The sequence below is a fragment of the Rhodovulum sp. P5 genome (assembly GCF_002079305.1).
In the GTDB taxonomy this organism is placed as follows: Bacteria; Pseudomonadota; Alphaproteobacteria; order Rhodobacterales; family Rhodobacteraceae; genus Rhodovulum.
On record NZ_CP015039.1, the window covers coordinates 922243 to 947908 of the forward strand.

Below are 25666 nucleotides of genomic sequence, written 5' to 3' on the forward strand. Positions count from 1 at the left end.
TTCGACGCGCAAGCGGAACGCTGACCAACCGCTGCCTTCACGGCTGGCCATTACCGCCCGGCCTGCCTTGGGGGGGCGTGTCCCGCAAGACGTTCAGCCACGAACCGCTCGTAATCCTCACGCTCCATCGGACGGCTGAGCAGGAAACCCTGCCCGACGCTACAGCCGTTGTCGGCCAGCCAGCGCCGCTGGGCCTCGGTCTCGATGCCTTCGGCCACCACGTCGATGGCAAGGCTGTGCCCAAGGGCAAGAATGGCCTGAATGATTCTCTCCGTCGCCTTTTCGGGTTTTCCAAGGCTCGCCACGAAGCTGCGGTCGATCTTCAACTCGCTTGGGTTGAGTTCGTTGAGATAGGCCAGCGAGGAATACCCGGTCCCGAAATCGTCGATGGAGATCTTCACCCCGTTTTCGGTCAGACGCTGCACGCGCTCTGCGATTTCGGAGGAGAACCGCATCATCGCGGTCTCGGTAATCTCCAGCATCAGCAGTTCTGGCGGAATGTTGTTGAATTCCAGAAGCGACAGAACCGTCGGAACGAAGCTGGCCGAATGCAGCGAGAAGGCCGAGATGTTGACCGAGATCGGAAGTGCTAGGCCCCGCTCCATCCAGTGCCGCTGCTGGGCGCAGAAAAGCTTCAGAACCCGCAGGTCAAGCGCGTAGCTTAGACCGTTCAGTTCGGCGATCGGCACGAACTCCATCGGGCCGACCTCCCCAAGCTTGGGGTCGCGCCAGCGCAGCAAGGCCTCCGCCCCGACGACGGCACCGGGCTCGCGGATAGAGAATTTCGGCTGGAACACCAGCCGGAAATTGTTGTGCGACAGCGCGTGGCGCAGAGCACTGAGAATCCGCAACCGCCGCTCACTGTTGGTGCGCATGCCTTCGTTGAAATGGGTGATCCGGTCCCGACCGTTGGACTTGGAGACATACACGGCCAGATCGGCATTGCGCATCAGGTCTTCCGCGGTCGTGGCATCCGCGGGAAGATTGCTCAACCCGACGCTGCAGGTCAGAAGAAGTTGCGTTCCTGCAATTTCGTAAGGTGTGCGGATACGGTCGAGGATGCGCGACAGGCAAGCCTCTGCCTCCTCCGGCGAATGATCGGTCAGGAAGAACAGAAACTCATCCCCGCCGAAACGCGCGATCTGGCCATTTCCGTCGACGGCTTCCTCCAGCCGGCGGGCGAAGGCCAGCAACAGGCCGTCGCCCACTTCGTGGCCCATCGCATCGTTGATGTCCTTGAACCCGTCGATATCCAGGAATCCCAGCATGACATTGCTGCCATTCTTCAGGGCGGCATCGACGGCGTCGCGCAACTGCCCCATGAAGCCGGAGCGGTTGAGCAGACCGGTCAGCGGGTCGCGGCTGGCAAGGATCGTCGCCTCATCAAAGGCCCGGTGCAGGGCCGACTGCACCTCGATCAGGGCGGTGATGTCGGTGGAAATGCCTCCGATGGCCAGATTTCCGCCCTTACCGTCGAGAATCGGGAATTTCTGGATCAGGAAACTGCGCTTTTCACCATCGGGCGTGACAAAGGTGCTTTGTGTGGACCGTTCCTTGCCCGAGACGAGAACCTCGATATCGAGGGCCCGCGATCCCAGCATGCCCTGCATGATCTTCTGCCCCTCGTCCTCTTCTGCGGCGGCCTTGAGTTCGGTCTTGGCAAGATTGTTGCTCCAGGCAAGATTTCCGTCGAGGTCGACCGCGTGCATCAGGGTCGGCGATCCGGCGATGAAAGCCTCTTGAATGAACAGGCTTTCGGCCCGCTTGCTGTCGTCCGTCCGGTCGACAAGCACCATCTGCACCTTGGCCTTGTGGCCAAGCCCGGCTGGCAAGCGCTGCAAATGGGCGTCCAGAACGCTCGGGGCACGCTGCTTGCCCTTGGGACAGAGTCCCGTGACGACACGGGCCGGCGCGGTGCCGGCGGGCGGCGCATCGGCCTTTCCACAGGATGAGATGAAGTCGAACAGCCGGCCCGATCCCTCATCTTCCAACAGCCGGTAGATCGACAGGTTCAGGATCTTTTCCGGCGCGATCTCGCCCAGGACGGCGGCACAGGCGCGGTTGGCCATACGAACGACCCCGGCGGAATCGAGGATAAGAATCGCAAGCGGCGATTCCTCGAAGAATGTTCTGAACCGCAGCACGTCCCGTTCGGCGTCTTGCACCGCGTCGGACAGTTCCTGCTTTTGAACCTCAAGTTCGACCTTCGCCGCCTCATCGCCGCGGAAAGGCTGTGGGGGAAGGTCGGCCGTATCGAAATCGGGCCAGACGGCTGACCACGGATCGTCCCCGACAGAGGGTCCGTCATCCTTCGAGCCTTCGTCGCGTACCGCCCGTGCAGGCGATGCTGTTGTCTTTAACGGCCGTTTCATAAGGTCGTATCCGTCACCGCCCCCGCGCGCCCAAAGCCATGATGCCCCGTGGCGGCCTCACTACCCGAATTTCGTGAACCATGACTTACAAAGGGTTAATCAACCGTAGATTGTATTACAATTTCTTTCCCGCTTGTTCTCGATCCTGATCCGCCGAACACAGCCCCTTTCGGGCGGCACACCTGTTAGGCCACGGGAAGCATAACGCGAACGCCATGCCGCAATAGGGTAGCCTGAACCTTGCGACGACAAGTCCGGAACGGATGCAAAGACCCGGTCTGCGCCAGAAGACGTTGCGTTCCTGACAAAAAACAGGGATGCCCTGCGGAACTGAAACGGACCGAGACAGCTGCAATGACTACAGATCGCGTCAAGAACCCCCAGTTACGCTCCCGCATCATGGACGCGGAAGACGCCGCCGCGATGATCCACTCGGGGGACACGGTCGGGATGAGCGGTTTTACCGGGTCCGGCTATCCCAAGGCCCTGCCGCAAGCCCTCGCCTGCCGGATCGAGGAGGCCCACGCCGCAGGCGATGCCTTCCGAATCCGGCTCTGGACCGGGGCTTCGACCGGGCCGGAACTGGACGGCGCTCTGTCCAAGGCCGACGCCATCGAATACCGACTGCCCTACAACTCCGACCCGGTCGGGCGTGACAAGATCAATCGCGGTGAAATCGACTATCTCGACATGCATCTCAGCCATGTCGCGCCGATGGTCCGCGAAGGGTTCTTCGGAAAACTCGACACCGCCGTGATCGAGGTGACGGCAGTGAACGAGGACGGCTCGTTCGTCCCGGCCACCTCGGTGGGCAACAACAGGTCCTGGATCGACCACGCGGACAAGGTCATTCTCGAGGTCAACAGTTGGCATGACGAGCGGTTGGAAGGGATGCACGACATCTATTATGGCACCGCCTTGCCGCCGAACCGGGTACCGATCCCGATGCTGGCGCCCGATGACCGCATCGGCCAGCCGACCTTTCAATGCGACCCCGACAAGGTGGCGGGGATCATCCTGACCGACCTGCCCGACCGCAACGCGCCGTTTTCGGCGATCAACGAGACCTCTCGCACCATCTCTGGCCACCTGATGGAGTTTTTCGAGCATGAGGTGAAGATGGGCCGGCTGACCGACCGGCTGTTGCCGCTGCAATCGGGTGTGGGCAACGTCGCCAATGCTGTGCTGGACGGGCTGAAGGATGCGCCCTTCCACGACCTGCAATCCTATACCGAGGTATTGCAGGACGGGATGCTGGACCTTCTGGATTGCGGCAAGATGGCCGCGGTGTCGGCCACGGCGCTGTCACTCAGCCCCGAGGCGGCGCAAAGGTTCCGGGACAACCTGGAGACCTACCGCGACAAGGTCATCCTGCGCCCGACCGAGATTTCCAACCACCCAGAGGTCATTCGCCGGCTGGGCTGCATCGCGATGAACGGGATGATCGAGGCCGACATCTATGGCAACGTCAACTCGGCGCTGGTCATGGGCTCGCGCATCATGAACGGCATCGGCGGATCGGGCGATTTCGCGCGGAACGCCTATATCTCCGTCTTTGTCTCTCCATCTGTGGCCAAGGGCGGCGCGATTTCGACCATCGTGCCGCAAGCCAGCCATGTCGATCACATCACGCAGGACGTGCAGGTCATCGTAACCGAACAGGGGCTGGCGGACCTGCGCGGCCTTGCCCCCCGCAAGCGGGCCGAGACGATCATCCGCAACTGCGCACATCCCGATTTTCGCCCGCTTCTGGAAGACTATTTCGAGCGGGCGAAACGGGACGCGTTCGGCCTGCAGACCCCGTCTCTCCCGCGCGAGTCCCTGTCATGGCACCAGCGCTATATCGACACCGGATCGATGCTGCCCTGAACGCGCGTCGGCCCGCCCCCTGCGGCTGCGCGGGGCGGGTTCACCCCGGGAAGGACGCGATGAAATACCCCGCAACGACCGCCGTGCCGATCACACCGGCCACATTCGGCCCCATGGCGTGCATCAAAAGGTAATTGCCCGGATCGGCGCGCTGCCCCTCCACCTGGCTGACGCGCGCGGCCATCGGCACGGCCGACACCCCCGCCGAGCCGATCAGCGGATTGATCTTGTTGGCGCTGACAAGGTTCATCAGCTTCGCCATCAGAACACCCGCCGCCGTGGCAATGCCAAAGGCCACCACCCCGAGGGCAAGGATCTTCAGCGTATCGGCATTCAGGAACCGCTCCCCCGTCATGGTGATCCCGACGGAGGTCCCCAGGAAGATCGTGACGATATTGATCAACTCGTTCTGCGCGGCCTTGGTCAGACGTTCGGTCACAAGGCTTTCGCGCAGGAAGTTGCCCAGCATCAGCATCCCGATCAGGGCAGAGGCCGCAGGCACCAGCAAGATGACGACCACGGTCACCAGACCTGCGAAGATCAGCTTTTCAAGCCGCGACACCTCTCGCAGGGACTGCATGCGGATCTTGCGCTCCTTTTCGGTCGTCAGGGCGCGCATGATCGGCGGCTGCAACAGCGGCACCAGCGCCATATAGCTGTAGGCGGCCACGGCAATCGGGGCCAGAAGCTCCGGCGCCAGCTTGTTGGCCAAGAAGATCGAGGTCGGCCCATCCGCCCCCCCGATGATGCCGATCGCCCCGGCCTCCATCGGGGAAAACCCGATCGCCGTGGCACCAAGGAAGGTGGCGAACACCCCGAACTGCGCGGCCGCGCCGAGTAGAAGCGTCCGCGGATTGGCGATCAGCGGCCCGAAATCGGTCAACGCGCCGACGCCAAGGAAGATCAGCGGAGGAAAGATCTCGTATTCCACGCCCTTGGAAATGTGGTGATAGAGCCCGCCCAGGCTGTCTTCCCCCGGCGGGTTGACCAGCCCCTCGGTCGGGAGGTTCGCCAACAGCGCACCAAAGGCGATGGGGATCAGCAAGAGCGGTTCGAACTTGCGATAGACCGCAAGATAGAACAGCCCCACGACGATGATCCACATCACCACCATCTGCCATGTGACGTCCGGGATCGCCGTCAGCTGCCACAACTCTTGCAGCCGGGACGTGTCGGGGGCCGTGCCGTCCATGCCGGGCGCCCGTCAGGACAAGGTGACGAGGGCTTGCCCCTCGGTCACGGTTGCACCGGCGGCCACGTTGATTGCAGTGACGGTCCCGTCCCGCGGCGCCCCCACGGTCGTGTTCATCTTCATCGCTTCCAGCACCAGCAGCGTCTCGCCCGACTTCACCACCTGTCCCACGGCGACCTCGATACTGACGACGGTTCCGGCCAGCGGGCTGCCAACGGCGCCGGGCGCCGCCGGGGCAGCAGGCGCGGCAGCCGGCGTTGCCGCGGCCATTGCGGGCCGGCTTTGCGGCGCCGCGGCGACCTTGGGGGCCGGGGCTGGCGCGGCGGGGCTGTCCAGATCTTCGACCGTCACGTCATAGGCGATGCCTTCCACGGTGATCCGCAGGCGTTTCATCATGTCCGTCCTCTCAGAGTATCCCGGGTCGCATCGCCCGGCAGCGGGCGCGTCGGGCCCCAGTTCGTGCGGATGCGGTGGGCGGCAAAGGTCTCGATGCGGCCCTCCATCGGCCAGCCGTCGACCAGATGGGGCGGCGCCGCGACATGGGTGATGCGGTATCCGCTGCCAAGCTCGTGCGCCACGGCCGCGGCAATGGCGGCCAGATGATGGGGCGGAATGCCGTCATCCGCGGCCTGGCTGGCTTGCGTGGCGGCCGCCGTCTTTCGTGCGGCCCGCTTCGCCGCACGGGCGAAGAACAGACCGATCAGTTCGCACGCCCCCCAAAGCGCGGCGAGCACCAGCATCACGATGGCGAAGCCCGTACCGATCAGTTCGAGGTTTTCGAGCATGTCCGGACCGTCAACCTTACAGGGGAATATTGCCGTGTTTCTTGGGTGGCCGCGTCTCGCGCTTGGACATCAGCCCCCGCAAGGTCAGCGCAATGGCGCTGCGCGTCTCTCGCGGCTGGATGACATCGTGCACGAAGAGCATCCCGGCAGAGAGATAGGGCGACGCGAATTCCGCCCGGTACTCCGCCGCCAGTTCAGCGGCGCGGGCGGCGCGATCCTCCGCCTCGGCCAGATCCTTGCGATAAAGGATGTTCACCGCCCCTTCGGCCCCCATCACCGCGATTTCCGCGGTCGGCCATGCCAGCACCCGGTCGGCGCCCATATCTTCGCTGCACATCGCGATATAGGCCCCGCCATAGGCCTTGCGCATGATGACCGTGATCTTGGGCACCGTGGCGGAGGCATAGGCGAACAGCATCTTGGCCCCGTGCCGGATGATGCCACGCTGTTCCTCATGCACACCGGGCAAAAAGCCCGGCACATCGACCAGGTTGACCAGCGGAATGTTGAACGCATTGCAGAAGCGCACGAACCGCGCGGCCTTGTCGCTGGCATCGATGTCCAGCGCGCCGGCCTTGACCATCGGCTGGTTGGCGACGAACCCGACCACGATGCCGCCGATCCGCCCGAAGCCGATCACCATGTTCGGGGCGAAGGCAGCGCTGACCTCCATGAAATCGCCGTCATCGACCAGATGCGCGATGACCGACCGGCAATCGAAGGGCATCTTGGGATCTTCGGGCACCAGTTCGTCCAACGCCGGATCGTCGACAACACAAAGCTCCGCCTCCGCCCGGTGGGGCGGGTCCATCATGTTGTTGGAGGGCAGGAAGGACAGCAACCGGTGCACGATGGCCACCGCGTCGGCGTCATCTTCTGCGATGAAATGGATGTTGCCGGCGACCGAGGCATGGGCATCGGCCGATCCGATCTCATCCATCGTGGTGGCCTGACCGGTGACGGCGCGGATGACCTCTGGCCCGCAGATGAACATATGCGCATGTTCCCGCGTCATGATCAGGAAATCGGTCAGCGCAGGGCTATAGGCTGCGCCCCCGCGCACGGGCCCGCGATGACGGAAATCTGCGGCACCACGCCGGACAACTGCACATTTCGATAGAACACCTGCCCGTAGGCCGACAGCGCCCCCACCCCTTCCTGGATGCGCGCCCCGCCGGAGTCGTTGAACCCCACAACCGGAACACCCGCCTTCAGCGCGTGGTCCAGCATATGGCAGATCTTGCGCGAATGCACATCGCCAAGCGATCCCCCCGCGACCCCGAAATCCTGGCTGAAGGCCGCGACCGGGCGACCGTCGACAAAGCCCGTGCCGGTGATGACCCCGTCGCCCGGGATCGACTTCTTCTCCATCCCGAAATGGCGGGTGTTGTGCCGGGCATGCAGACCCGATTCCTGGAACGTGCCGGGGGAAAACAGCGTGTCGATCCGTTCGCGCGCCGTCATTCGCCCCTTGGCATGTCGGTCCTCCGCTTTCTGCGCACCGCCCCCTTCCAGAGCGGCGGCCCGCCGTTTCTCCAACGCCTCGGAAAGATCCCGGGAAATCGCCATGAAACAATCACTTCCGCATGTCTGATCCCGGCCGGGCGGGACATATCGAGTTCAGGTGCAAACCGCCCCATCCGTATAGCGACCCCGCTGGCAAGGCGCTAGGGTCGGCGCGGCGCGACAGGCCCACAAGCCCAAATTTCGGGCAGCGCTAACCTGTCCACAGGCCGCGTTTATCCCGGACGTGCATCCAATCTGGGGATACGTGCGAACCGATCGCCCCGCGATGACACCTCAGAAGTCCCGCAGAGACTTCGGCAGCAGAATCCGCCCCATCAAGCGATTGGCCGGGTTTCGCGCCTCTGCAAGGAAGGCGACGGGATAAAGCTCCATCTTCTTGCGGGTCTTTTCGCCCTGAAACGGCCCCGACAGCAGCCGATATCCCAACCAGATCAACCGACCGGAAAGCGAAAACCGGTACATGTCGCGCGCGCTGTTCTGCGCCGACCCCGCCGCCTGTTGTACAGGCGGGTTCCTGACGATGGTTCGGCCCGCCGAGGTCAAGAGAAATGCATCGTCGGGCAGGCGTGGCGACCGCTGGCCCAAAACCACATCATACGCGCCAAGGCACCGGATCACCGAGAAGTCGATGTTGCTGACGATCTTCGTCACGGCCCCGTCGGTGTTGATCTCCTTGTACTCGGACTGACCGAAGCTGTAGGCCTTTGAAATGAGGTAGTGAACGAAGCGCAAGACCTTGTCCTCGTCCACGACCAGCCTCTGCTGGCACAGCTCCACCAGTTCTTCTGACGTCGTGGCCGCCCAGCAGATGCCGGGATGGGCATAGAAGGCCTCGCCACACACGATCACGGGTTTACCGAAGGCGGCGGCGATCAAACCCGACCCGGAATTGATGACCACCATGCGTTCGCACAAGTCGATCAGGTCGTGGATATTTGCGCCGTCCGGACACCAGACCACGCCATCGAGTTCGGGCCTTTCCGTTTCCAGCGGATGCGTCTTCACGACAACGACATACCGGGTGCGGTCAATGGACGTCGCGAGGTCATTCACCCAATCGAGAAACGTGTCGAAATCTCCAACCGGGCCGGCAAAGGTGGTAATCGCCACGTCCTTGGGGCGCTGGAGGGCGACGAAGATGACCTTCCGCTCGCCCACGCCAAGGCGATTGCGCCAATATTCCGGCCCCATGGACGTGTCGTTTTTCTCAAGGTGTTTGTCATCCTCGCGCAGCGATCTGATATAGGCGCGCGCGTGACGTTCCTGCCCGGGCTCAAGGGGGTGGTTCCACAACTCGCGACGATAAAGCCCGCTGCCCGCCAGAAACCCTTCCCGGTCGAAGAACCACGAGTCCGGCAAGGCCCCCCTGTCGAACGCAATCGTCCGCAGGCCGCGGCTGCGGAAAAGGTCATAGATCGCCGCGCGCTTCTCGTTTCCATAGGGGTTGAGGAAGACGGTTTGGGTGATGCTCTCCCGTTCGACAAACGCGGCGACATCCTCTGGCGTGTTGAACGCATCTTCAGGCAGGAACTGATGCTTGCCCAAGGCGGGCAGCGCCATGCGCAGGGCATTCGCGGGCCGCGCCAAGGGCGACATCAACAGCAGCGTGTTTTCCTGAACCTGTATGTCGCCGATCGGTTTGATGACGTGGACGGCCTTGTCGTAGTCCTCCATCCGCCGCCGGAGCATGCTGAAATTCTGTGAACTCACACCATAGGCGCGGTCATGAACTTCACGGCGGGGATGATCCAGATGCACCATGCAGATGCCGCGCATCCAGATATCCTGTCCGAACAGCGCAAAGAACGCACGGAAACCGCTGAAATTCCCGTTCGCATAGGGGATGCCCTCGTAATACCGGTTGCTCCGGGGCGCACGCCGGCAAAGGCTTTCAAGCCTGTGATAGAATTCGAAGTCTTCCGCGCCATGCCCCCTGAACGCCGGGTCGTGGCCGCCTGAGACCAGATAGAAGTAGCGGTTGATCACCGTGGCCGAGGATCCCAATGCCGCATGCTGGAAGAATGCCCTCTTTCCGCGAAGCACGCTGTTATGGGCGTGCCAGTCCGCGTGCTCTGGGTCTTTCGCAAAAAGGTCGAGATAGGTGCGTGTTCCGGCATCGGTCAGGAAGATGGTCGGCACCGTGAAGAAGTCGTACCCCTTTCGGTCAAGCTTGCGGGCCGCCGCTTCCTTGTAGATCCTCTGATACGTGTCCGCCGAACAAAGAAAATCGACATCGTGGAACATCACGATATCAGTCTTGGCATGCTGGACGCCAATGTCGCGCGCGCGCCCGATGCTGAACGGTCCGTCGTCGTCCACCCGCAGAATTTCGACGCCCTCGTGCCGCTCGGAAAAGCGCGCCAGTTCGCCAACGCGTTCCGCACAGGTCCCGAAATCGACGATCAGGATCTGAAACCGGTCCTTGGGGATTGTCTCGGCGATGCGATCCAGCCGCTCGATCTCGTCATACAGGCGGATTTCGGACAGGCGCAGCGGTAGGATGACGGTAATCATGTCGTTCAAGCCCGTGTGAAATGCACGACGGCCCCGACCGAACAGTCGGGATCGTAAAGCAGCCCTTCCCGGGACAGGGTCGCGAATATCCTGTGAATGCCCTCAATTCCGATGACGGATTTGTGCACCTCCAGCAGGACGGAACGCACCCCGCGCAGGTCAAGCCGGTCGAAGATATCGACCTCGCCGCCTTCGATATCGGCGATCACAACGCTTGGGTGTATCCCGTCCAGCAAGCCCTGCATATCGCGAACCGGAACAGTGACCTTTTCCCGATAGGCCGAACTGTCCGAAAGCGACGACCCCCAGAAATTCGTCCGCAGATAGAAGGCCACCTCGTCTTGCGCCGCGGAAACAAGGTCAAGCCGCCCCGTCCTTGACAGGGCAATCGCATTCTCGACAACCGCATCCACAGCGTTAAGGGCATGTGTTTTCGCGATGATCGGCACCAGTTCCGGGTTGCCTTCGATCACGTGGCAGCTTTCCAGCTTCACGGTCTTGCTGGCCAGGGAGGAGAGATACCCGATCCCGCCCCCAAGTTCGAGCAGCCGGTCGCCGTCGCGGAGGATGCGCACAAGCTGGTTCGCCTCAAGCCGCTCATAGCGTCCGGCGCTGATCGCTTCGAGGATCGGAGGTGTCAGCAGATGAGGCGGCAATTCGATCTTGATACCGCGCAGGGTGAACGTTTTCAGTTCCATTGACACGCCCGAGAGTTGTTCCGTTCAGGTTCGTGTCCTAGCCTCTTCCATGTCCACCTTGCAAGGACGGCGTCGGCACGGGATGACGCGGCGGGTGGGTCTGTTCATCTGAAGGTGGCAAAGCTGGATGGCAGGGCACGGGCGAAACGACCCGCAGCCAAGGGAGGCACCGCGAGGGCGCCCCGGGCGTATCGGTCTTGCGTTCCCGCGTTATGATCGGTGCAACCGGAAGGGATTGCCGTGGTCAAACAATGTCCCAGTTCGGCCCGACATCGGCGATGACGTGATAGGTTTCGTCCCCCTCCCGCATCTCCCAATAGGCGACACGGCCGCTGTCCTTGCGCCAGAGAACATCATCGGTGCCGTCCCCGGTGAAATCGCCCGTCCCTTCGATCCCCCAATCGGTGGTCGCATAGCCGATGACGCGGAAGGTCCCGCTCCCGCCGTCCATTTCCCAGAATCCCACGGTGCCGGTGTCTTTGCGCCAAAGAACGTCGTCGGTCCCGTCGCCGTTGAAATCACCGGTGCCCGCGATCAGCCAATCGGTGCCGGCATAGCCGATGACGTGGAACGCCTCATCCCCGTCATGCATCTCCCAATAGCCCGCCGTGCCGGTGTCTTTCCGCCACAAGACATCGTCGGTGCCGTCCCCGTTGAAATCACCTGTGCCCTCGATGCTCCAGTCACTGCCGGCATACCCGATCACGTGGAAGGTCTCGTTTCCGTCGTGCATCTCCCAATATCCAACGGTGCCGGTGGTCTTTCGCCAGAGGACATCATCGGCCGCGTCACCGTTGAAATCGCCCGTGCCCGTCACCGTCCAGTCGCTACCGGCATGGCCGATAACGTGGTAGGTTTCGTCACCGTTCTGCATCTGCCAGAACCCCACATTCCCGGCGTCCTTGCGCCAGAGAATGTCATCGGTGCCGTCCCCTGTGAAATCGCCCTTGCCGCGAATGGTCCAGGCAGTATCGATATCGGCGATGACCCTATAGCTCTCATCCCCCTCCTGCATCTCCCAGAAACTGACGCGCCCGCTATCCTTGCGCCACAGGATGTCGTCGGTGCCGTCCCCGGTGAAATCCTGACGGTCGCCGCTGGCCAGCGTGATTTCGGTGCTGCCCGCGCTGCGCCGAATGAAAAAGCCGGCCCCCGAGAAATCGCCCGAAAGCGTCAGGGCGCCATCGGAATTCCCGTCCAGATCGGTATCGAACGCGATCCGCGTTTCGGTCGTCAGAACCGTGATATCCAGAACGTCGGATTCGTCGTTGAAGACGATCCGGTCAAGCCGGGTGAAATCGGCGATCCTGTCGCCGATCAGATCCGCCGCCCCCGCTGCACCCAGAAAGATGTCACGCCCGGTGCCACCGGTCAGATCATCCGCCCCCGCACCGCCGGACAACAGGTCATCGCCGCCGTTCCCCTCTAACGCGTTTTCACCTGCATTGCCGCGCAGATCATTTGCCCCGGCATTGCCGAACAGGTTCGCGTCGAAGACGCCAAGCAGGCCGGCATCGGCGATCCCCGAAACCAGCGTCATGTCGACCGACACCAGAAGGCGGTCGCCATCGACCACGTCGAGCTTGGCATTGCCGCCCGATGTATCGACAACCACTTCGGATGTGACCTGATCGACGACGATCTCAACCGAGGTGGTTGCCGAGGCCGAAACCGCCAGCGCATATCCCCCGGCCGCCGCAGTCGACACACCGCCCAGGCCGGCGTGTATGCCGATGCCCGACCGTCCCTCGCCCACCGTGTAAAAGGCGTCGCCATCGAGGTCTTGATAGGCCACGCCGGTCACGAACACCCCGTCGCCGGATCTGGCGAAATCAACGGTCAACATCGACGCATCGTATGTGTCGCCGTCATCGGCGGTGAAATCGCCCCGGACCTGTGCAAGGCCGACCTCCCGAAAATCGGGATACAGCAGGTTCTCCCGGTGATAGGGGCTCAGGAACAGGCCCTGGTGATGGTCTTCGGCGGCCTCCAACAGGTCAACACCGCCGAGATGGATGCCGAACCATGCAAGGTTTTCGCCATAGGACCACGCCCCCGAAAGGGCATAGCCAGCGGACAGGAGCCTTTCCTCGACCGTCGACCCGCCCTCACCGGTATGGCTGAAGACATCGGCGGCGAGCATCCATTCGGAATGGTCCTGCGCGGCGGCCTCAAGATAGGTGTTGGGCGCAAGGGCGGCCTTGGGAGTGGCGGAAATCGTGCCCGGCTCCAGCCCCTCATTCAGGTCGATCCCGAAGCGGGCGGCCTCTCCCAAGGGATCCATCCGCGCGCGGTTGAACAACTCGATAAGGTATTGTTCGAGGTCGGTGATGGCCATCCTGCAATCTCCTCCGGATCGACCCGGCCGGCCGCCGCATGCCGCTCCGCTATCGGCCTCTCCCGTCGGCGCGGCAGGTGTGGAACGATCCTCTCAGCCTCTGGCATGCCGGGCAAGACAGGCTTGCCCGACCTCTTTGCCAAGCAGGACGCCAAGACGAAACCGTGCGGCGCTAGGCGCTCAGACTGGGTGCGCCATAGGCAGTCTTGCCGCGGAACCACAAAACCATCGCCCTGGCACCGCCTGGATGGAGACCAGCCGAGGGCCCCGAAGTGCCTATCTCAACCGGTGGTCCATCATGGCCGATGGCTGCGCACAGCCGGCCTCTCCGACGATCTTTGCAGGAACCCCGGCCACGGTCGATCCCGGCGGCACATCCTGCAACACGACCGACCCCGCTGCGATCCGCGAACAGCAGCCGACCGAAATGTTGCCCAGAACCTTGGCCCCTGCCCCGATCAGAACGCCATCGCCGATCTTGGGGTGCCGGTCTTCCTCTTCCTTGCCGGTCCCGCCAAGGGTCACGGAATGCAGCATCGAGACATTGTCGCCCACCACCGCGGTCTCGCCGATCACGATGGAATGGGCATGGTCGATCATGATGCCCTGGCCAAGCCGCGCCGCGGGATGAACATCCACCCCGAACATTTCCGACACGCGCATCTGGACGAAATAGGCCATGTCCTGCCGCCCATGCCCCCAGAGGTAATGACCGATCCGGTAGGCCTGCAACGCCTGAAAGCCTTTGAAGAACAGGATCGGCTGGATGTAGCGATGGCAGGCCGGGTCACGCTCCACCACCGCGGTCAGATCGGCCCGTGCCGCCTGCCCCAGTTCCGGCGCATCGGCATAGGCCGCGTCCGCGATTTCGCGCAGCAGTTGTTCCGACATCTCACCGGAGGAAAGCTTCAGCGCGAACCGATAGGCCAGCGCATCGTTCAGCCCGTCATGGTGCAAAAGGCTTGAATGCATCAACCCGCCCAGAAGCGGTTCGCACACGACCGCTTCCTCCGCTTCGGCGCAGATCCGCTTCCAGACCGGGTCGACTTCCGTCAGGCGGCGCTTGGTTTCAGCCATCGGTGTTCCTTTCTTCGCTGCCCCGATCCTACAACAAACGGTCCCGGAAGGCCAAACCGCGGCCGGGCCCCGACTGCAAAGGTATCCCAAGGATGGGGTGGACGTCATCCTAGACCAACGGCGGCGGTCACCATGTTCAAGAATTCGGCACCGTGCGAATGAACCGCGCCGAAAAACCCGAACGCCCATCTGCGAAAGGCGGTCGACTCGGCCAGCCGGGCACAGCCGCCATTTGCCTTTGCCCTCCGAACCTGCTTGGATCGCAAGATGAAAGCATCCGCCACCAATCCTCCCCGCCTGTCCGCCATCGACATGTCGCCCAAGATGGGCAAGAAACATTATCACAAGGCGCTGGAGGAGCTTCAGCTTCGCATGACCACGATCCAGCAGGCCTATCTGTTTTCCGGCGCCAAGGCGGTCATCGTGTTCGAAGGCTGGGATGCCGCGGGCAAGGGCGGCACGATCCGGCGGATGTCGGCCGCGCTTGACCCGCGCAGCTTCAAGGTCTGGCCCATCGGGGCGCCGCGGGACTACTACCTCGACCGCCATTACCTGCTGCGCTTCATGGAACGGCTGCCGCCCAAGGGCGCCATCTCGGCCTTCGACCGGTCGTGGTATGGACGGGTGCTGGTCGAACGGGTGGAGGATCTGACGCCCGCAAGCCGCTGGCGCATGGGCTATGACGAGATCTGCGATTTCGAGCGGATGCTGCTGATGGACGGCACGCGGCTGGTGAAGCTCTTCTTCCACATCACGCCGGAGGTGCAGCTTGAACGGTTCGAGGAACGCCTGCGCGACCCGCTGAAACGGTGGAAGCTGACCTATGAAGACTTCCGCAACCGCGAGAAATGGGATGCCTACTCGGAAGCCATCGACGAGATGTTCGCCCGCACCTCGACCAAGGCGGCGCCGTGGCATGTGATCCCGGCAAATGACAAGCGCCATGCCCGCATCAGCGCGCTTCGCCACATCGTTCAGGGCCTCAGCGATGGCCTGAAGATCGAACCGGTGGTCCCCGATGGCCGCGTGCTGGACGCGGCCGACCGGGTTCTGAACGTCGAAGCCGACCTGATTGCAAGCCTGCGCGGCCGAACGGAGTAGGGCACGCCGGGTGTCTTGCCCCGGCTTCCGGTCGTGGACAGCCCGCGCCCTTGGTCAGTGCCAATCGCGGCAGAGATACTTGATCTCCATGAATTCCTCCATCCCGCGGCGTGCCCCCTCGCGCCCGAGACCGGATTGTTTCATGCCCCCGAACGGGATCGGGGCGCCGGTAACCTTGGTCCGGTTCACGGCGATCATCCCGAATTGCAGCGCCCGCGACACGCGGTAGATGCGCCGCGGGTTCAGGCTGTGGACATAGGCCACCAGCCCGTATTCCGTCGCGTTGGCCCGGGCGACGACCTCTTCCTCGGTCTCGAAGGGCGTGATCGGTGCGACGGGGCCAAAGGTCTCCTCGGCCATGATGCGCGCGCTGTCGGGCACATCGGTCAGCACCGTCGGCGCATAGAAAAGCGGCCCCAAGGGCAGGCGCTTGCCGCCGCAGGCCAACCGTGCGCCCTGCGCCACGGCATCGGCAACATGGTCCTCCTGCTTGGCGAGCGCGCGGTCGTTCATCAGCGGTCCGATATCGGGGTCATCCACGCCGCGCCCCACGGTCAGCGCCTCGGTCGCCGCGATGAACCGGCGGCAGAAGTCGTCATAGACCGGACGCTCGACATAAATGCGGTTCGCGCCCAGGCAGTCCTGCCCCGAGGTCGCGAACTTGGCCTTGATCGTCTCGGCAACCGCATGGTCCAGGTCGGCGCCGGAAAACACGATCACCGGCGCATGCCCGCCCAGTTCCAGCACCAGCCGCTTCACCGTTTCGGCAGACTGACGATACAAGAGCCGTCCGATCTCGGTCGAGCCGGTGAAGGAGAGCGCCCGCACCCGCCGATCTTCGGTCCAGGGACCGACCACGGTTGGGGCATCGCCGGTGACCACGTTGAACACGCCTGCCGGCACCCCGGCCCGTTCGGCCAGTTCGGCCAGCGCCAGCGCGGAAAAGGGCGTTTCGGCCGACGGATGCGCCACCACCGTGCAGCCGGCCGCCAGGGCCGCGGCCGCCTTGCGCGTCAGCATGGCCGAGGGGAAGTTCCATGGCGTGATCAGGGCCACCACCCCCACGGGTTCCAGCCACAGCTCCACCTCGGCGTCGGGCAGATGCGAGGTCACCCCTTCGATATTGGGCCGCTTGGCCTCTTCGGCGTAGAACTCGATGAAAGACGCGGCATAGTCGATCTCTCCCCGCGCCTCCGACAGAGGTTTGCCCTGTTCGATGACCATGATCCGCGCAAGGTCCTCCCGTGCTGCGATCACCAGATCGAACCAGCGCCGCAGGATGACGCTGCGCTCCTGCGGCAGTTTATGCGCCCAGCCCGGAAAGGCCGCCTCGGCGCACGCCACCGCCCCGCGTGCCTGCGTGCCCGTCATCGCGGCAACGGTCCCGATACAGGCACCGTCGGCGGGGTCGCGCACCGTGATCGTCGTTTCGCCCTCCACCCATCGGCCGTCGATGTAGGACCCACTCCGCAGGAGAGAATGGTCCGCAATCCCGGCGCGTGTGGCAATCGTGTCATCGGTCATATGCAATCTCCCTTCGCGGGAAACCTCGCATGCCATAGCCGGGGATAAAAGCAGATCGCAGGGCAGCGCCGGCGCGGACGCGTCAGGCGCCGACTTACGTTCCGAACATGGCATCCGCCGCCCAGACGCAAGATAGCGTGTTGCAGAGCGTCCCGGGCCGGGCCATCAAGCCCGCGAGCGCTGCGCGGCGCAACCTGCCTTCGGTCCGTGCCAACGGATCCTCCGGGCGACCGCCGCGGCGAAATCCGAACATCACGCGGAACGGAGTACATGGAAATCGAGATCGACGTGAAAATGAACTACACCCTCGGCCCGGGGGCAACGGCGTGCCTGGTGATCGGTGCCGCGGACACCGACGGTCAGACCGTTCTGGACAGCCGGCTTGAAACCAACGCGGCGGAACTGAACCGGATCGACGGCGAGGCCGGGGTTGGCCAGCGGATCTGGGTCCAGCTTTCGCAGGATACCCTGTCCCTGACCTATCACGCGCGTGTCGATGTCAGTCGGGCGAATACGCCTCTTGAGTCCCTGGCCGCCGTGCCGCTTCATCAGCTTCCGGCCGAGGCGCTCTCCTTCCTGCGTCCGTCGCGATACTGCCAGTCCGACATGTTTCCCGCCTTTGTCGCGCGCCGGTTTGGCGACCGGGAGGGCGGGGCCAAGGTTGCCGCCATCCGCGACTGGGTGGCGGCGGAAATGGCCTATGTCCCGGCAAGCTCCGGCCCCGCGACGACCGTGATCGATACGTTCGCCGCCCGCGAAGGGATCTGCCGCGACTACGCTCATATGGTCTGTGCGCTGGCCCGCGCCTCTGGCATTCCGGCACGCTATGCCTCGGTCTATGCGCCCGATGTCGACCCGCCGGATTTCCATGCCGTGGCCGAGGTCTGGCTGGACGGGGGCTGGCAACTTGTCGATGCCACGGGCATGAGCCGCCCCGATGACATCGTCCTTATCGCCGCGGGGCGCGATGCCTGCGACGTGGCCTTCCTCGAAACCAGTCTCCCGGCACAGTTGGTCGAACAGACGGTAAGCGTCGGCCGCCGATAGCGTGTTGGCGGGGACGTGAAAGAAAATTGCGGCTGGGCAGTGGGGTGCCCTGCCGTGGCCCTTTGCGATATGCTAACCTCAACCCACGCCATCCCGGCGAAGGCTGTCGTTCCCTTGAAGCAAGGCCCGATCCATGACCCGTCTGACGCCCGAGGGCGAGAAAATCGTCGCTGACATCGCCGACCGCCACGCGGTATCGAGCGACGCGGTGCAAACCCTGCTCTTCGCGCTCGTCCAGGGGGGCGGCACGCAGGCCCAGTTCAACCATCCCGACCTTGGCGGGATGGGGCAATGGTCGGCGGGCGGCATGACCATGATCGGCGACATGTTCAACAACGCCCTGAAAGCGAAGGTCGACGCGCTGTGTTCCGATCTGTCCGATGCACTGCGCACGCACACCGCCATTGCACCGACCGCGCACCCGGCCATGTCGCAAAGCCAGTCAAGCGGACCCAGCCTTTTTGTTTCGGGATCGGGGATTGGGGGGCAGGCATGGCCATCCGAGCTGGGAACTCCGTCCTCCACCGGCAGCCAGAATGACATGCGCTATGCCGTGTTCCCCGACACCCAGCGCCTTGCCATCGATGTCGGCGGCAAGATCGACATCTACGATACCGGCGACCATCGGATCTCGGGCGTGTCGCAGCAGCAAAGCGGCGACAGGACGCTGACCTTTGTCAGCCAGCACGGACCGGTTTCACTTGCCGGGCTGCGGAAACTGTCGGTGGAGGAGGCGGAAGAGCCGGCAGCACGTCCCGCCCCTAACGAAGCGGTTCCGACGGATAGCCCCGCAGACGCGCAAGCCACCGAGGCCGCGAAACCCGCGCCGTCGCCGGCGGCCGTGCAGGCACCGCATCCTGCCGAACCGGTGGAAGGCCGCGCCTCTGGCGCAGAAGACACCATTGCCCTGATCCGGAAACTGTCAGACCTCAAGAACGATGGCATCCTGACCGAAGAGGAATTTGCAGAGAAGAAGGCCGAGTTGCTGAAGCGATTGTAACGGGCGGCCGCTGTTACGCAAATCGGGTGTTGGTCACGCTGGTCATCTTCACGGAACGTACTTGCCCCAAGCCCTCGCCCACAGCGGTGCAGCCATTGCTGACGGCGACCCGCAAGCTATGCGCGGCGACCTGCCGGTCGGGCTCCTGCACCACTTGGCCTTCTTGCGGGCGTTAGGGGCGCCCCGCGGGATGGCGGCCACGGCGCCCGGCCAAGGGGCATATCGGCAGAATCGTCCGCCGCGTCCCTCGGAACCGGCGCGGCACGGCAGATGCCGGTCATGCCCGCCGCCACCTGCGAATCCGCGTGACAAGTGCCGCGCCCGCGGATAGGCAACCGGGTCTCGACAGGGAGGAAAAGATGCCGCCCGCCGACGCGCCGCCACCAGCCGCCCGCAAACGCCAGGGCGAGATAAGTCTTCAGGACATCCGCGCCTTCGTGGCCGTTGTGGAACGGCAGAGCTTTTCCAAGGCCGCGCGATATCTGGGTCTCAGCCAGCCGACGGTGTCGATCCGGGTGCAGAACCTCGAAACCCAGTTCGGGCTGCGGCTGATCGACCGCAGGCAAGGCTCCCAACCCACCGCCATGGGACGCGGGCTCTACAATCAGGCGCGGCGGGTACTGACCGAGCTTGAGGCGCTAGAGACCATCGCGCGCGACCTCGAAGCGCTGCAGCAGGGACATCTGCGGGTGGGGTTCAGCACGCCGCCCGCCGCGATGGCACTGATTGGTGCCTTTCGTCGGGCCAATCCCGGCGTCCAGTTGGACCTTGTGCAGTCGCATACGTTCAACCTGCTCGACCGGCTGAAGCGCAGCGAGACGGACGTCGCCATCATGACCCTGCGCGCGCCACCGCCCGAACCCTTCGCCCATGTCACGATTTCGCGCCAAAGGCTCGCCGTGATGGTGCCCGTGGGCCACGCTCTGGCCGGTGCGGATGCGGTGCCCTGGGCGCGGGTCCTGCAGGAGCCTCTGATCGTGCGGGCACAGCCCTCGATGACCTATACCCAGATCGAGACCGAACTGGCCGCCAAGGGCCTGCCGCTGCAGCCCTTCCTTGAATTGCCATCCCGGGAATCGGTGAAAGAGGCGGTGGCCTCCGGGCTGGGGCTTGGCATCGCGTTTGCCGCCGAAACCGGGGCGGACCGGCGCATCGTGGCGCTGCCCATCGCAGATGCCGAGGACGGCGCGGCGGTGCATGTCGTCACGTTGGGCGACATTGCCGGGCTGCCGGCGATCGACAGCTTTCTGACCCTCGCCCGCGACTTCGCCAAGACCTGACGCGGCTGTCACGGAGCATTCATGTAAAATTCCAATGCGCGTTACGCAGGGAATTTAACCTTTCAATATGCCGCTTCGGCGCTGCGATGGAAGGATTGGCATGCTCGACGCGTTCTCGGCCCCCGGACAGTTCTGGCGTGGCAACCTGCACGGCCATTCCACCATGAGCGACGGGCGGATCGGCCCCGAAGAGGCCTGCGCGGCCTATCGCGACGCGGGCTACGACTTTACCTGCCTGACCGATCATTTCCGCCCGAAATACGATTACCCGGTCACCGACACGCGCCCGTTCCGCAGCGAGGGTTTCACCACGATCCTCGGCGCCGAACTGCACGCGCCCGAAACCTCGCGCGGGGTGGACTGGCACATCCTCGCCGTCGGCCTGCCACCCGATTTCGCACGCCCCACCGAGACCGAGAGCGGGCCGCAACTCGCCCGGCGTGCCCGCGCTGCCGGCGCCTTCGTCGCCATCGCGCACCCCCACTGGTACCAGCTTCAGCCCGAGGACGGTGTGGCACTCGATGCCGCGCAGGCGGTCGAGGTCTACAACCACACAAGCTTCGTCCACACCGACCGCGGCGACGGGGCGGTGTTTCTCGACACGATGCTGAGCCGCGGCCTGCGCCTGAACGCCATCGCCGTCGATGACAGCCACTGGAAGAACGGCGACGCGTTCGGCGGCTGGGTCATGGTCAAGTCCAAAACACTCGATCCCGACGCGCTGCTCGCCGCGCTCCATGACGGGCATTACTACGCCAGCCAGGGCCCCGAGATCCACGCCATCACCCGCGAGGGCGACGAGATCGCGATCAGCTGCTCGCCTGCTTCCGCGATCATCCTTGTCGGCGACGTCAGCGAAAGCGCCCGCGCCCACGGCACCAACCTGACCCGCGCCCGCCTGCCGCTGGAGCGCTTCAAGGGCGGCTGGTGCCGCGCCGTCTTGGTCGACGCACTGGGCCGCCGCGCCTGGTCAAATCCGCTCTGGCCCTGACCCCATACTGCCACTGGGAGAAACCCAATGAAGACCTTCCTTGCAACCACCGCCCTTGCGCTGACGCTGGCCGGCACGGCCACCGCGCAGGAGTTGCGCATCGGCCTGTCGACCTTCGAGGACAGCCTCGACCCGCAGGACACGACCGGCAATTCCGGCGCGCCCATCCTCTATGAAATCTTCGATGCCCTGATCGAGCGCGACAGCTTTTCGAACCCGCTGACCTTCAAGCCGGGGCTCGCCACCGAATGGACGCAGATCGAACCGACCGTGTGGGAGCTGAAGCTGCGCCGCGGCGTCATCTTCCACAACGGCGACAGGTTCGATGCCCATGACGTGGAATTCTCGCTCGACCGCATGTTCCACCACGAAGATCCGGAGTTCTTCTCCGCCTGGGGCCGCTGGGCCTATAATTTCAAGGATGTCGAGGTGGTCGACGACATGACCGTCCGCGTCCACACCCACCGCCCCGAGCCGATGTTCGAAACGCTGATGTCCGCGCGGTCCTTCGGCATCGTGTCCAAGGACTACTATGAGGAGAAGGGCTTTGACGATGCGGCGCTGACCCCGGTCGGCACCGGCCCCTACAAGGTGACGAATTTCGTCCCCGATGAAACGCTGACGCTGGAGCGGTTCGACGGATACTGGGGGGAAGCCGCGCCGCTCGACAAGGTCGTGATGACCTATGTGCCCGAGGTCGCCTCGCGCGTCACGGGCATCGTCAATGGCGAGTTCGACATCGTCACCAACATCCCGCCCGACCAGACGCCGGCGCTGGAGAAGCCCGGCATCAAGACCATGGGCGTCACCTGGCCGATGTTCCATGTCTATGTCATCGCCATGAACAAGGCCCCGACGGACGACGCCCGCGTGCGGCAGGCGATGCGGCTGTGTACCGACCGGCAGGCACTGGTCGATGGCCTCTGGGGCGGGCTATGACGGCGCGCCGATCATCGCGCAGTTCCCCAACCGCTATTACCTCTACGGGGCTCTGTTGCACAAAGCCGCTGGCGACGGAGCTACAGAGGTGGTCGCGGGAGTTTGGACCTGGTGTTAAGCTGTAGCACCTGAGGAAGAACGCACAGAAATGACCAAACGGAAACGCTATTCGGCAGAGTTCAAGGCGAAGGTGGCTCTGGAAGCCATCCGCGAGGAACTGACGACGGCCGAACTGGCCAAGAAGTATGACATCCACCCCACGATGATCAGCGGCTGGAAGCGGACTGCGATCGAGAACATGGCTTCAGCCTTCAATGGCCACGCGACTGCTGAGCCGGCGATATCGGCGGCAGAGGTTGAAAAGCTGCACGCCAAGATTGGCCAGTTGGTCGTGGAACGGGATGCTCCGCAGCGCTTACGCGGCCCCACTGGGGCCACGGTCGCTGCTACGATGTCGGAAGCCTCCAGTCTCATCCCCGGCACTGGAGGCAAAAAGCGGTGAAGAAGGGCCATCCTGATCTCAGCGTCCGGCGGCAATGCAGCCTGCTGTCGCTGGCCCGCTCGAGCCTTTACTACCAGCCACGCGGCGAAAGCGCGGAGAACCTGAAGGTCATGGAAATCATCGACCGGCAGTTCCTGGAGACGCCGTGGTATGGGTCCCGACAAATGGCCCGGCACTTGGCTCGCGAGGGACATAGGTGCGGACGGCATCGTGTGCGGCGGCTGATGAAGCTCATGCGGTTGGTGCCGATCTACCAGGAACCGAAGACCAGCAAGAAGCACCCGGAGCACAAGATATATCCATATCTTCTGAAGGACTTGCCCATCACCCGGCCGAACCAGGTCTGGTGTGCTGACATCAGCTACATTCCCATGCGCCGGGGATTTCTCTATCTCGTGGCTGTCATGGACTGGCATAGCCGGAAGGTGCTGAGTTGGCGGCTCTCGAACAGCATGGACGCGGGGTTCTGCGTGGAGGCGTTGAAAGAAGCGCTGGCCAGATACGGCACCCCCGAGATATTCAACACCGATCAGGGTTCGCAATTCACCAGCACCGATTTCACCGACGTGCTGCGCGATGCGACGGTGAAAATATCGATGGATGGTCGGGGGCGCTGGATCGACAATCGGATGATCGAGCGGCTCTGGCGATCCCTCAAATACGAATGCGTCTACTTGAACGCCTTCGAAACCGGGTCCGAAGCCCGAGAAGGGATCGGCGGCTGGATCACCTACTACAACGAAAGACGCCCACACTCATCACATGGGCTCCTGACGCCGGACGAGGCCTATGGTAGACAATCTCCGGACCTGAAGGTCGCCGCCTGAAATGAAACCCATGCTATAGCTTAGCACGGCGGCAAACTGGTCGAAATTCCAGGACCACCTCTCTCCCCGAAAAGGTCACGGGTCTTCGGGAACTGTGCCCAGAAGCCCCGAATGTCTTTCTTGGTCTTGAGCGGGGATTGATCTTGCACTTGCTGAGCCGCCTCGTCCTTCTCAAGGGCGGCGGTCAGTTCGGCTTTCGCGGTTTGTGAATGTAGGTAGGTCATTGCCGTTCCTCTTGCGTTCTCCACGCGGATCGGCGATCCTAAAGCCGATCCTCGGGGGCTTCCCTAAGGGTTCAATCCGTTGCTGGGTTTCGTCGCAGTTCCCATCAAGTAATCAGGGGCGATGCTGTTGGCGCAGCTTCGTCCCTTTACTATTCAGCCGGGCAGATCGGTGAGCAATCCAGCCCTTGAAGGGTGGTGCAGATTTCAGCCCACCCGCTGAGCAGGCGGCTGATGGCAGCCCATGGCAAGGGCATCCCTCAGGTGTAGCACCCCAGAGCGAACAATATCCGCCGGGATGGTCCGGGGATTTTTCCGGGAATATGCAGGCACATTCCGGGATTTTGGTTCCCCTTGAGGGGTGTTCTTACCTTGGAAGGGATATGTGTTTTCCAAACAAAGCCCTTTGTTATTAAGGGGATGTTTGGCTCCGGCGGTAGGATTCGAACCTACGACCAATTGATTAACAGACCTTTATGTCACACGGAAATTTATTGTTTGTACATAAGTGGTTAACGCCGTAGTTCATGGCATTAGGAATCACCCATAAGTCACCCGTTTACGGTTTGACTCCCGCCTGTTTTCGTGCCGCTCGGGACTTGCCAGCACCCGTGTGCCTTTTTGTGCCGAGCCACGTTTCATGGTCATACGCATAGCTAATTCCTGCCCGTCATCTTCGAAAAGGTGGCCGTACACGTCCAGCGTGAAGGATGCCTTGGCGTGCCCCATGTAGCTTTGCAGTTGTTTGAGGTTCGCACCCTCTTTCACCAACCAAGATGCGTAGTGGTGCCTAAAGGCGTGAAACTGCCGGTCGCGCCGGGGCTTCACGTAGTGTGGGTCAGACCCTAAATCTGCCAGTTTGTCCGCTCGGTCTTTCAGCGCTTCCAGCAAGCGGGGATAGAGGGTGGGTAGGCTGATCGGGTTGTCGGCTGCCGTTCCAAAAACAAGCGTGCGGTTATGGGTTTTCAGCCAAGGCTCCAGTATCTCACAAAGCTCTGGGTTCATCGGCACCCACCGTCGACCGGCGGCAGTCTTCGTCCGTTTGCTTCCCTTTCCCTCCGGTGCACTTTCGCGGATATGCACACGTCCTTCCTGCGGTGCGTAGTCCTGCCTGCGGAATGCGCGGGCTTCGCTAATACGTGCCCCCGTGTAGACCAAGAAATAGACCATCGGACGATACCGCGCCCACGTTCGTCGGGTTTGCTTATTCGTATCCTCGGCTAGTGAGTCCGCCGCCGCTAACAACGTGTAGACCTCGTCCGGCGAGAAGAACTTTTGTTCGGCTGCGTCCTTCTCTGCCTGTGCTTCTTGCTTGGTCCGTTTGTTCTTAATCGGGTTCTCAGGGACGTGTTCAAGATGGCCCTGATCCTTGGCGTAGGTCAAAACCGCCTTCATCAATCGAAGAGCTTCTGTGCGTGTCCGGGGTGACATACCGGTTTCATCGCACCCGCGATAAACAAGCTTGTAGTCGTCATCGTTGACGTTGGACACGCGCTTTCGCCCTATGCGAGGGTAGACGTGTTCGCGCAAAACTGACCCGTACGTTTTCAGCGTAACGGGTTCCTTTGGGTCTTCGCCGGGTTCCGGGTGTTCGAGGCTGGATAGGTAGGCGGCACCAGCTTCTTTGAATGTGGGGACCTCGGCAGTTCGAACGCGGCTAATTCGCCGACGCTTGCGCGGGAACTCAATTTCCTTCTGCGACCTGAATTCCGCAGCCTCCCACCGGGTCGGAAAGTTGCGTTGAACTTCCTTGCCCTTGCTGCCTATCCAGCGAACCGCGTAACGTGTTTCGCCTTTGGAAGTCGGTGGCAGCGGTACAATCTTTGCCATTCGGTCACCTAAGAATCAATTGGTCGTGTAGA

Annotated in this window: 18 protein-coding genes and 1 pseudogene; 8 read left to right on the plus strand and 11 right to left on the minus strand. The window is 63.0% G+C overall.

Annotated elements, in window-relative coordinates; genetic code table 11:
* Positions 1–50: 50 nt before the first annotated feature.
* Positions 51–2372, minus strand: coding sequence for a bifunctional diguanylate cyclase/phosphodiesterase (locus RGUI_RS04585; RefSeq protein ID WP_081531966.1), 2322 nt, complete (start codon positions 2370–2372; stop codon positions 51–53).
* Between the two features lie 354 nt (positions 2373–2726).
* Between RGUI_RS04585 and RGUI_RS04590 the strand changes: the two genes are divergently transcribed.
* Positions 2727–4241 carry an acetyl-CoA hydrolase/transferase family protein gene (locus RGUI_RS04590; RefSeq protein ID WP_081531967.1) on the plus strand — a complete coding sequence of 505 codons (1515 nt, stop codon included), beginning with the start codon at positions 2727–2729 and terminating at the stop codon, positions 4239–4241.
* Positions 4242–4281: 40 nt separating this feature from the next.
* Here the strand turns inward: RGUI_RS04590 and RGUI_RS04595 are convergent, their stop codons facing one another.
* The 8 genes and pseudogenes from RGUI_RS04595 to cysE all read right to left on the minus strand — a co-directional run bounded on the left by RGUI_RS04595 (position 4282) and on the right by cysE (position 14372).
* Positions 4282–5433: a sodium ion-translocating decarboxylase subunit beta gene (locus RGUI_RS04595; RefSeq protein ID WP_081531968.1), complete on the minus strand. Its 1152-nt coding sequence runs from the start codon at positions 5431–5433 to the stop codon at positions 4282–4284.
* Between the two features lie 12 nt (positions 5434–5445).
* Positions 5446–5829, minus strand: coding sequence for a biotin/lipoyl-containing protein (locus tag RGUI_RS04600; RefSeq protein ID WP_156882865.1), 384 nt, complete (start codon positions 5827–5829; stop codon positions 5446–5448).
* Positions 5826–6218, minus strand: a complete 393-nt coding sequence (locus RGUI_RS04605; RefSeq protein WP_081531970.1) for an OadG family transporter subunit — start codon at positions 6216–6218, stop codon at positions 5826–5828. Before RGUI_RS04605 ends, RGUI_RS04600 begins: the two co-directional genes overlap by 4 nt.
* Positions 6219–6234: 16 nt before the next feature.
* Positions 6235–7787, minus strand: a pseudogene (locus RGUI_RS04610) (acyl-CoA carboxylase subunit beta).
* A 231-nt stretch (positions 7788–8018) separates the two neighbouring features.
* Complete coding sequence (locus tag RGUI_RS04615; RefSeq protein ID WP_081531971.1) at positions 8019–10259, minus strand: glycosyltransferase; 2241 nt, start codon at positions 10257–10259, stop codon at positions 8019–8021.
* A 5-nt stretch (positions 10260–10264) separates the two neighbouring features.
* Entirely contained in the window at positions 10265–10957 is a 693-nt protein-coding gene (locus tag RGUI_RS04620; protein ID WP_081531972.1) for an FkbM family methyltransferase, read from the minus strand.
* A gap of 244 nt (positions 10958–11201) precedes the next feature.
* On the minus strand, positions 11202–13295 hold the full coding sequence (locus tag RGUI_RS04625) for an FG-GAP-like repeat-containing protein (protein WP_081531973.1): 2094 nt from the start codon (positions 13293–13295) through the stop codon (positions 11202–11204).
* Between the two features lie 276 nt (positions 13296–13571).
* A complete protein-coding gene (gene cysE / locus RGUI_RS04630) occupies positions 13572–14372 on the minus strand; it encodes a serine O-acetyltransferase (protein WP_081531974.1) in 801 nt (266 codons plus the stop codon).
* 267 nt (positions 14373–14639) lie between these two features.
* On the opposite strand from cysE, the gene RGUI_RS04635 reads away from it, so the two are divergent.
* Entirely contained in the window at positions 14640–15473 is an 834-nt protein-coding gene (locus RGUI_RS04635) for a polyphosphate kinase 2 family protein (protein ID WP_081531975.1), read from the plus strand.
* A gap of 54 nt (positions 15474–15527) precedes the next feature.
* On the opposite strand, the gene RGUI_RS04640 is transcribed toward RGUI_RS04635, so the two are convergent.
* Positions 15528–16997 carry an NAD-dependent succinate-semialdehyde dehydrogenase gene (locus RGUI_RS04640; RefSeq protein WP_081531976.1) on the minus strand — a complete coding sequence of 490 codons (1470 nt, stop codon included), beginning with the start codon at positions 16995–16997 and terminating at the stop codon, positions 15528–15530.
* Between the two features lie 270 nt (positions 16998–17267).
* Here RGUI_RS04640 and RGUI_RS04645 point away from each other — a divergent pair, with 270 nt between their 5' ends.
* From RGUI_RS04645 to RGUI_RS04670, 6 genes are all read left to right on the plus strand, one after another.
* Positions 17268–18044: a transglutaminase family protein gene (locus RGUI_RS04645; RefSeq protein WP_081531977.1), complete on the plus strand. Its 777-nt coding sequence runs from the start codon at positions 17268–17270 to the stop codon at positions 18042–18044.
* A gap of 133 nt (positions 18045–18177) precedes the next feature.
* On the plus strand, positions 18178–19044 hold the full coding sequence (locus RGUI_RS04650) for an SHOCT domain-containing protein (protein WP_081531978.1): 867 nt from the start codon (positions 18178–18180) through the stop codon (positions 19042–19044).
* Positions 19045–19403: 359 nt separating this feature from the next.
* Entirely contained in the window at positions 19404–20324 is a 921-nt protein-coding gene (locus RGUI_RS04655) for a LysR family transcriptional regulator (protein WP_081531979.1), read from the plus strand.
* 100 nt (positions 20325–20424) lie between these two features.
* On the plus strand, positions 20425–21315 hold the full coding sequence (locus tag RGUI_RS04660) for a CehA/McbA family metallohydrolase (RefSeq protein WP_081531980.1): 891 nt from the start codon (positions 20425–20427) through the stop codon (positions 21313–21315).
* Positions 21316–21342: 27 nt separating this feature from the next.
* Positions 21343–22254: an ABC transporter substrate-binding protein gene (locus tag RGUI_RS04665; protein WP_081531981.1), complete on the plus strand. Its 912-nt coding sequence runs from the start codon at positions 21343–21345 to the stop codon at positions 22252–22254.
* 148 nt (positions 22255–22402) lie between these two features.
* A protein-coding gene (locus tag RGUI_RS04670; protein ID WP_371587212.1) for an IS3 family transposase occupies positions 22403–23583 on the plus strand; the annotation gives its coding sequence in 2 pieces (ribosomal slippage) (positions 22403–22738 and positions 22741–23583; 1179 coding nt in all).
* Between the two features lie 761 nt (positions 23584–24344).
* Here RGUI_RS04670 and RGUI_RS04680 read toward each other — a convergent pair.
* Positions 24345–25634, minus strand: coding sequence for a site-specific integrase (locus RGUI_RS04680; protein WP_081531983.1), 1290 nt, complete (start codon positions 25632–25634; stop codon positions 24345–24347).
* Positions 25635–25666 lie beyond the last annotated feature (32 nt).

Excerpts from the sequence above, each read along its gene's own strand:
- RGUI_RS04585 (WP_081531966.1), bottom strand. The coding sequence starts at position 2,372 with ATGAAACGGCCGTTAAAGACAACAGCATCGCCTGCACGGGCGGTACGC.
- RGUI_RS04590 (WP_081531967.1), top strand. The coding sequence starts at position 2,727 with ATGACTACAGATCGCGTCAAGAACCCCCAGTTACGCTCCCGCATCATG.
- RGUI_RS04595 (WP_081531968.1), bottom strand. The coding sequence starts at position 5,433 with ATGGACGGCACGGCCCCCGACACGTCCCGGCTGCAAGAGTTGTGGCAG.
- RGUI_RS04600 (WP_156882865.1), bottom strand. The coding sequence starts at position 5,829 with ATGATGAAACGCCTGCGGATCACCGTGGAAGGCATCGCCTATGACGTG.
- RGUI_RS04605 (WP_081531970.1), bottom strand. The coding sequence starts at position 6,218 with ATGCTCGAAAACCTCGAACTGATCGGTACGGGCTTCGCCATCGTGATG.
- RGUI_RS04615 (WP_081531971.1), bottom strand. The coding sequence starts at position 10,259 with ATGATTACCGTCATCCTACCGCTGCGCCTGTCCGAAATCCGCCTGTAT.
- RGUI_RS04620 (WP_081531972.1), bottom strand. The coding sequence starts at position 10,957 with ATGGAACTGAAAACGTTCACCCTGCGCGGTATCAAGATCGAATTGCCG.
- RGUI_RS04625 (WP_081531973.1), bottom strand. The coding sequence starts at position 13,295 with ATGGCCATCACCGACCTCGAACAATACCTTATCGAGTTGTTCAACCGC.
- cysE (WP_081531974.1), bottom strand. The coding sequence starts at position 14,372 with ATGGCTGAAACCAAGCGCCGCCTGACGGAAGTCGACCCGGTCTGGAAG.
- RGUI_RS04635 (WP_081531975.1), top strand. The coding sequence starts at position 14,640 with ATGAAAGCATCCGCCACCAATCCTCCCCGCCTGTCCGCCATCGACATG.
- RGUI_RS04640 (WP_081531976.1), bottom strand. The coding sequence starts at position 16,997 with ATGACCGATGACACGATTGCCACACGCGCCGGGATTGCGGACCATTCT.
- RGUI_RS04645 (WP_081531977.1), top strand. The coding sequence starts at position 17,268 with ATGGAAATCGAGATCGACGTGAAAATGAACTACACCCTCGGCCCGGGG.
- RGUI_RS04650 (WP_081531978.1), top strand. The coding sequence starts at position 18,178 with ATGACCCGTCTGACGCCCGAGGGCGAGAAAATCGTCGCTGACATCGCC.
- RGUI_RS04655 (WP_081531979.1), top strand. The coding sequence starts at position 19,404 with ATGCCGCCCGCCGACGCGCCGCCACCAGCCGCCCGCAAACGCCAGGGC.
- RGUI_RS04660 (WP_081531980.1), top strand. The coding sequence starts at position 20,425 with ATGCTCGACGCGTTCTCGGCCCCCGGACAGTTCTGGCGTGGCAACCTG.
- RGUI_RS04665 (WP_081531981.1), top strand. The coding sequence starts at position 21,343 with ATGAAGACCTTCCTTGCAACCACCGCCCTTGCGCTGACGCTGGCCGGC.
- RGUI_RS04680 (WP_081531983.1), bottom strand. The coding sequence starts at position 25,634 with ATGGCAAAGATTGTACCGCTGCCACCGACTTCCAAAGGCGAAACACGT.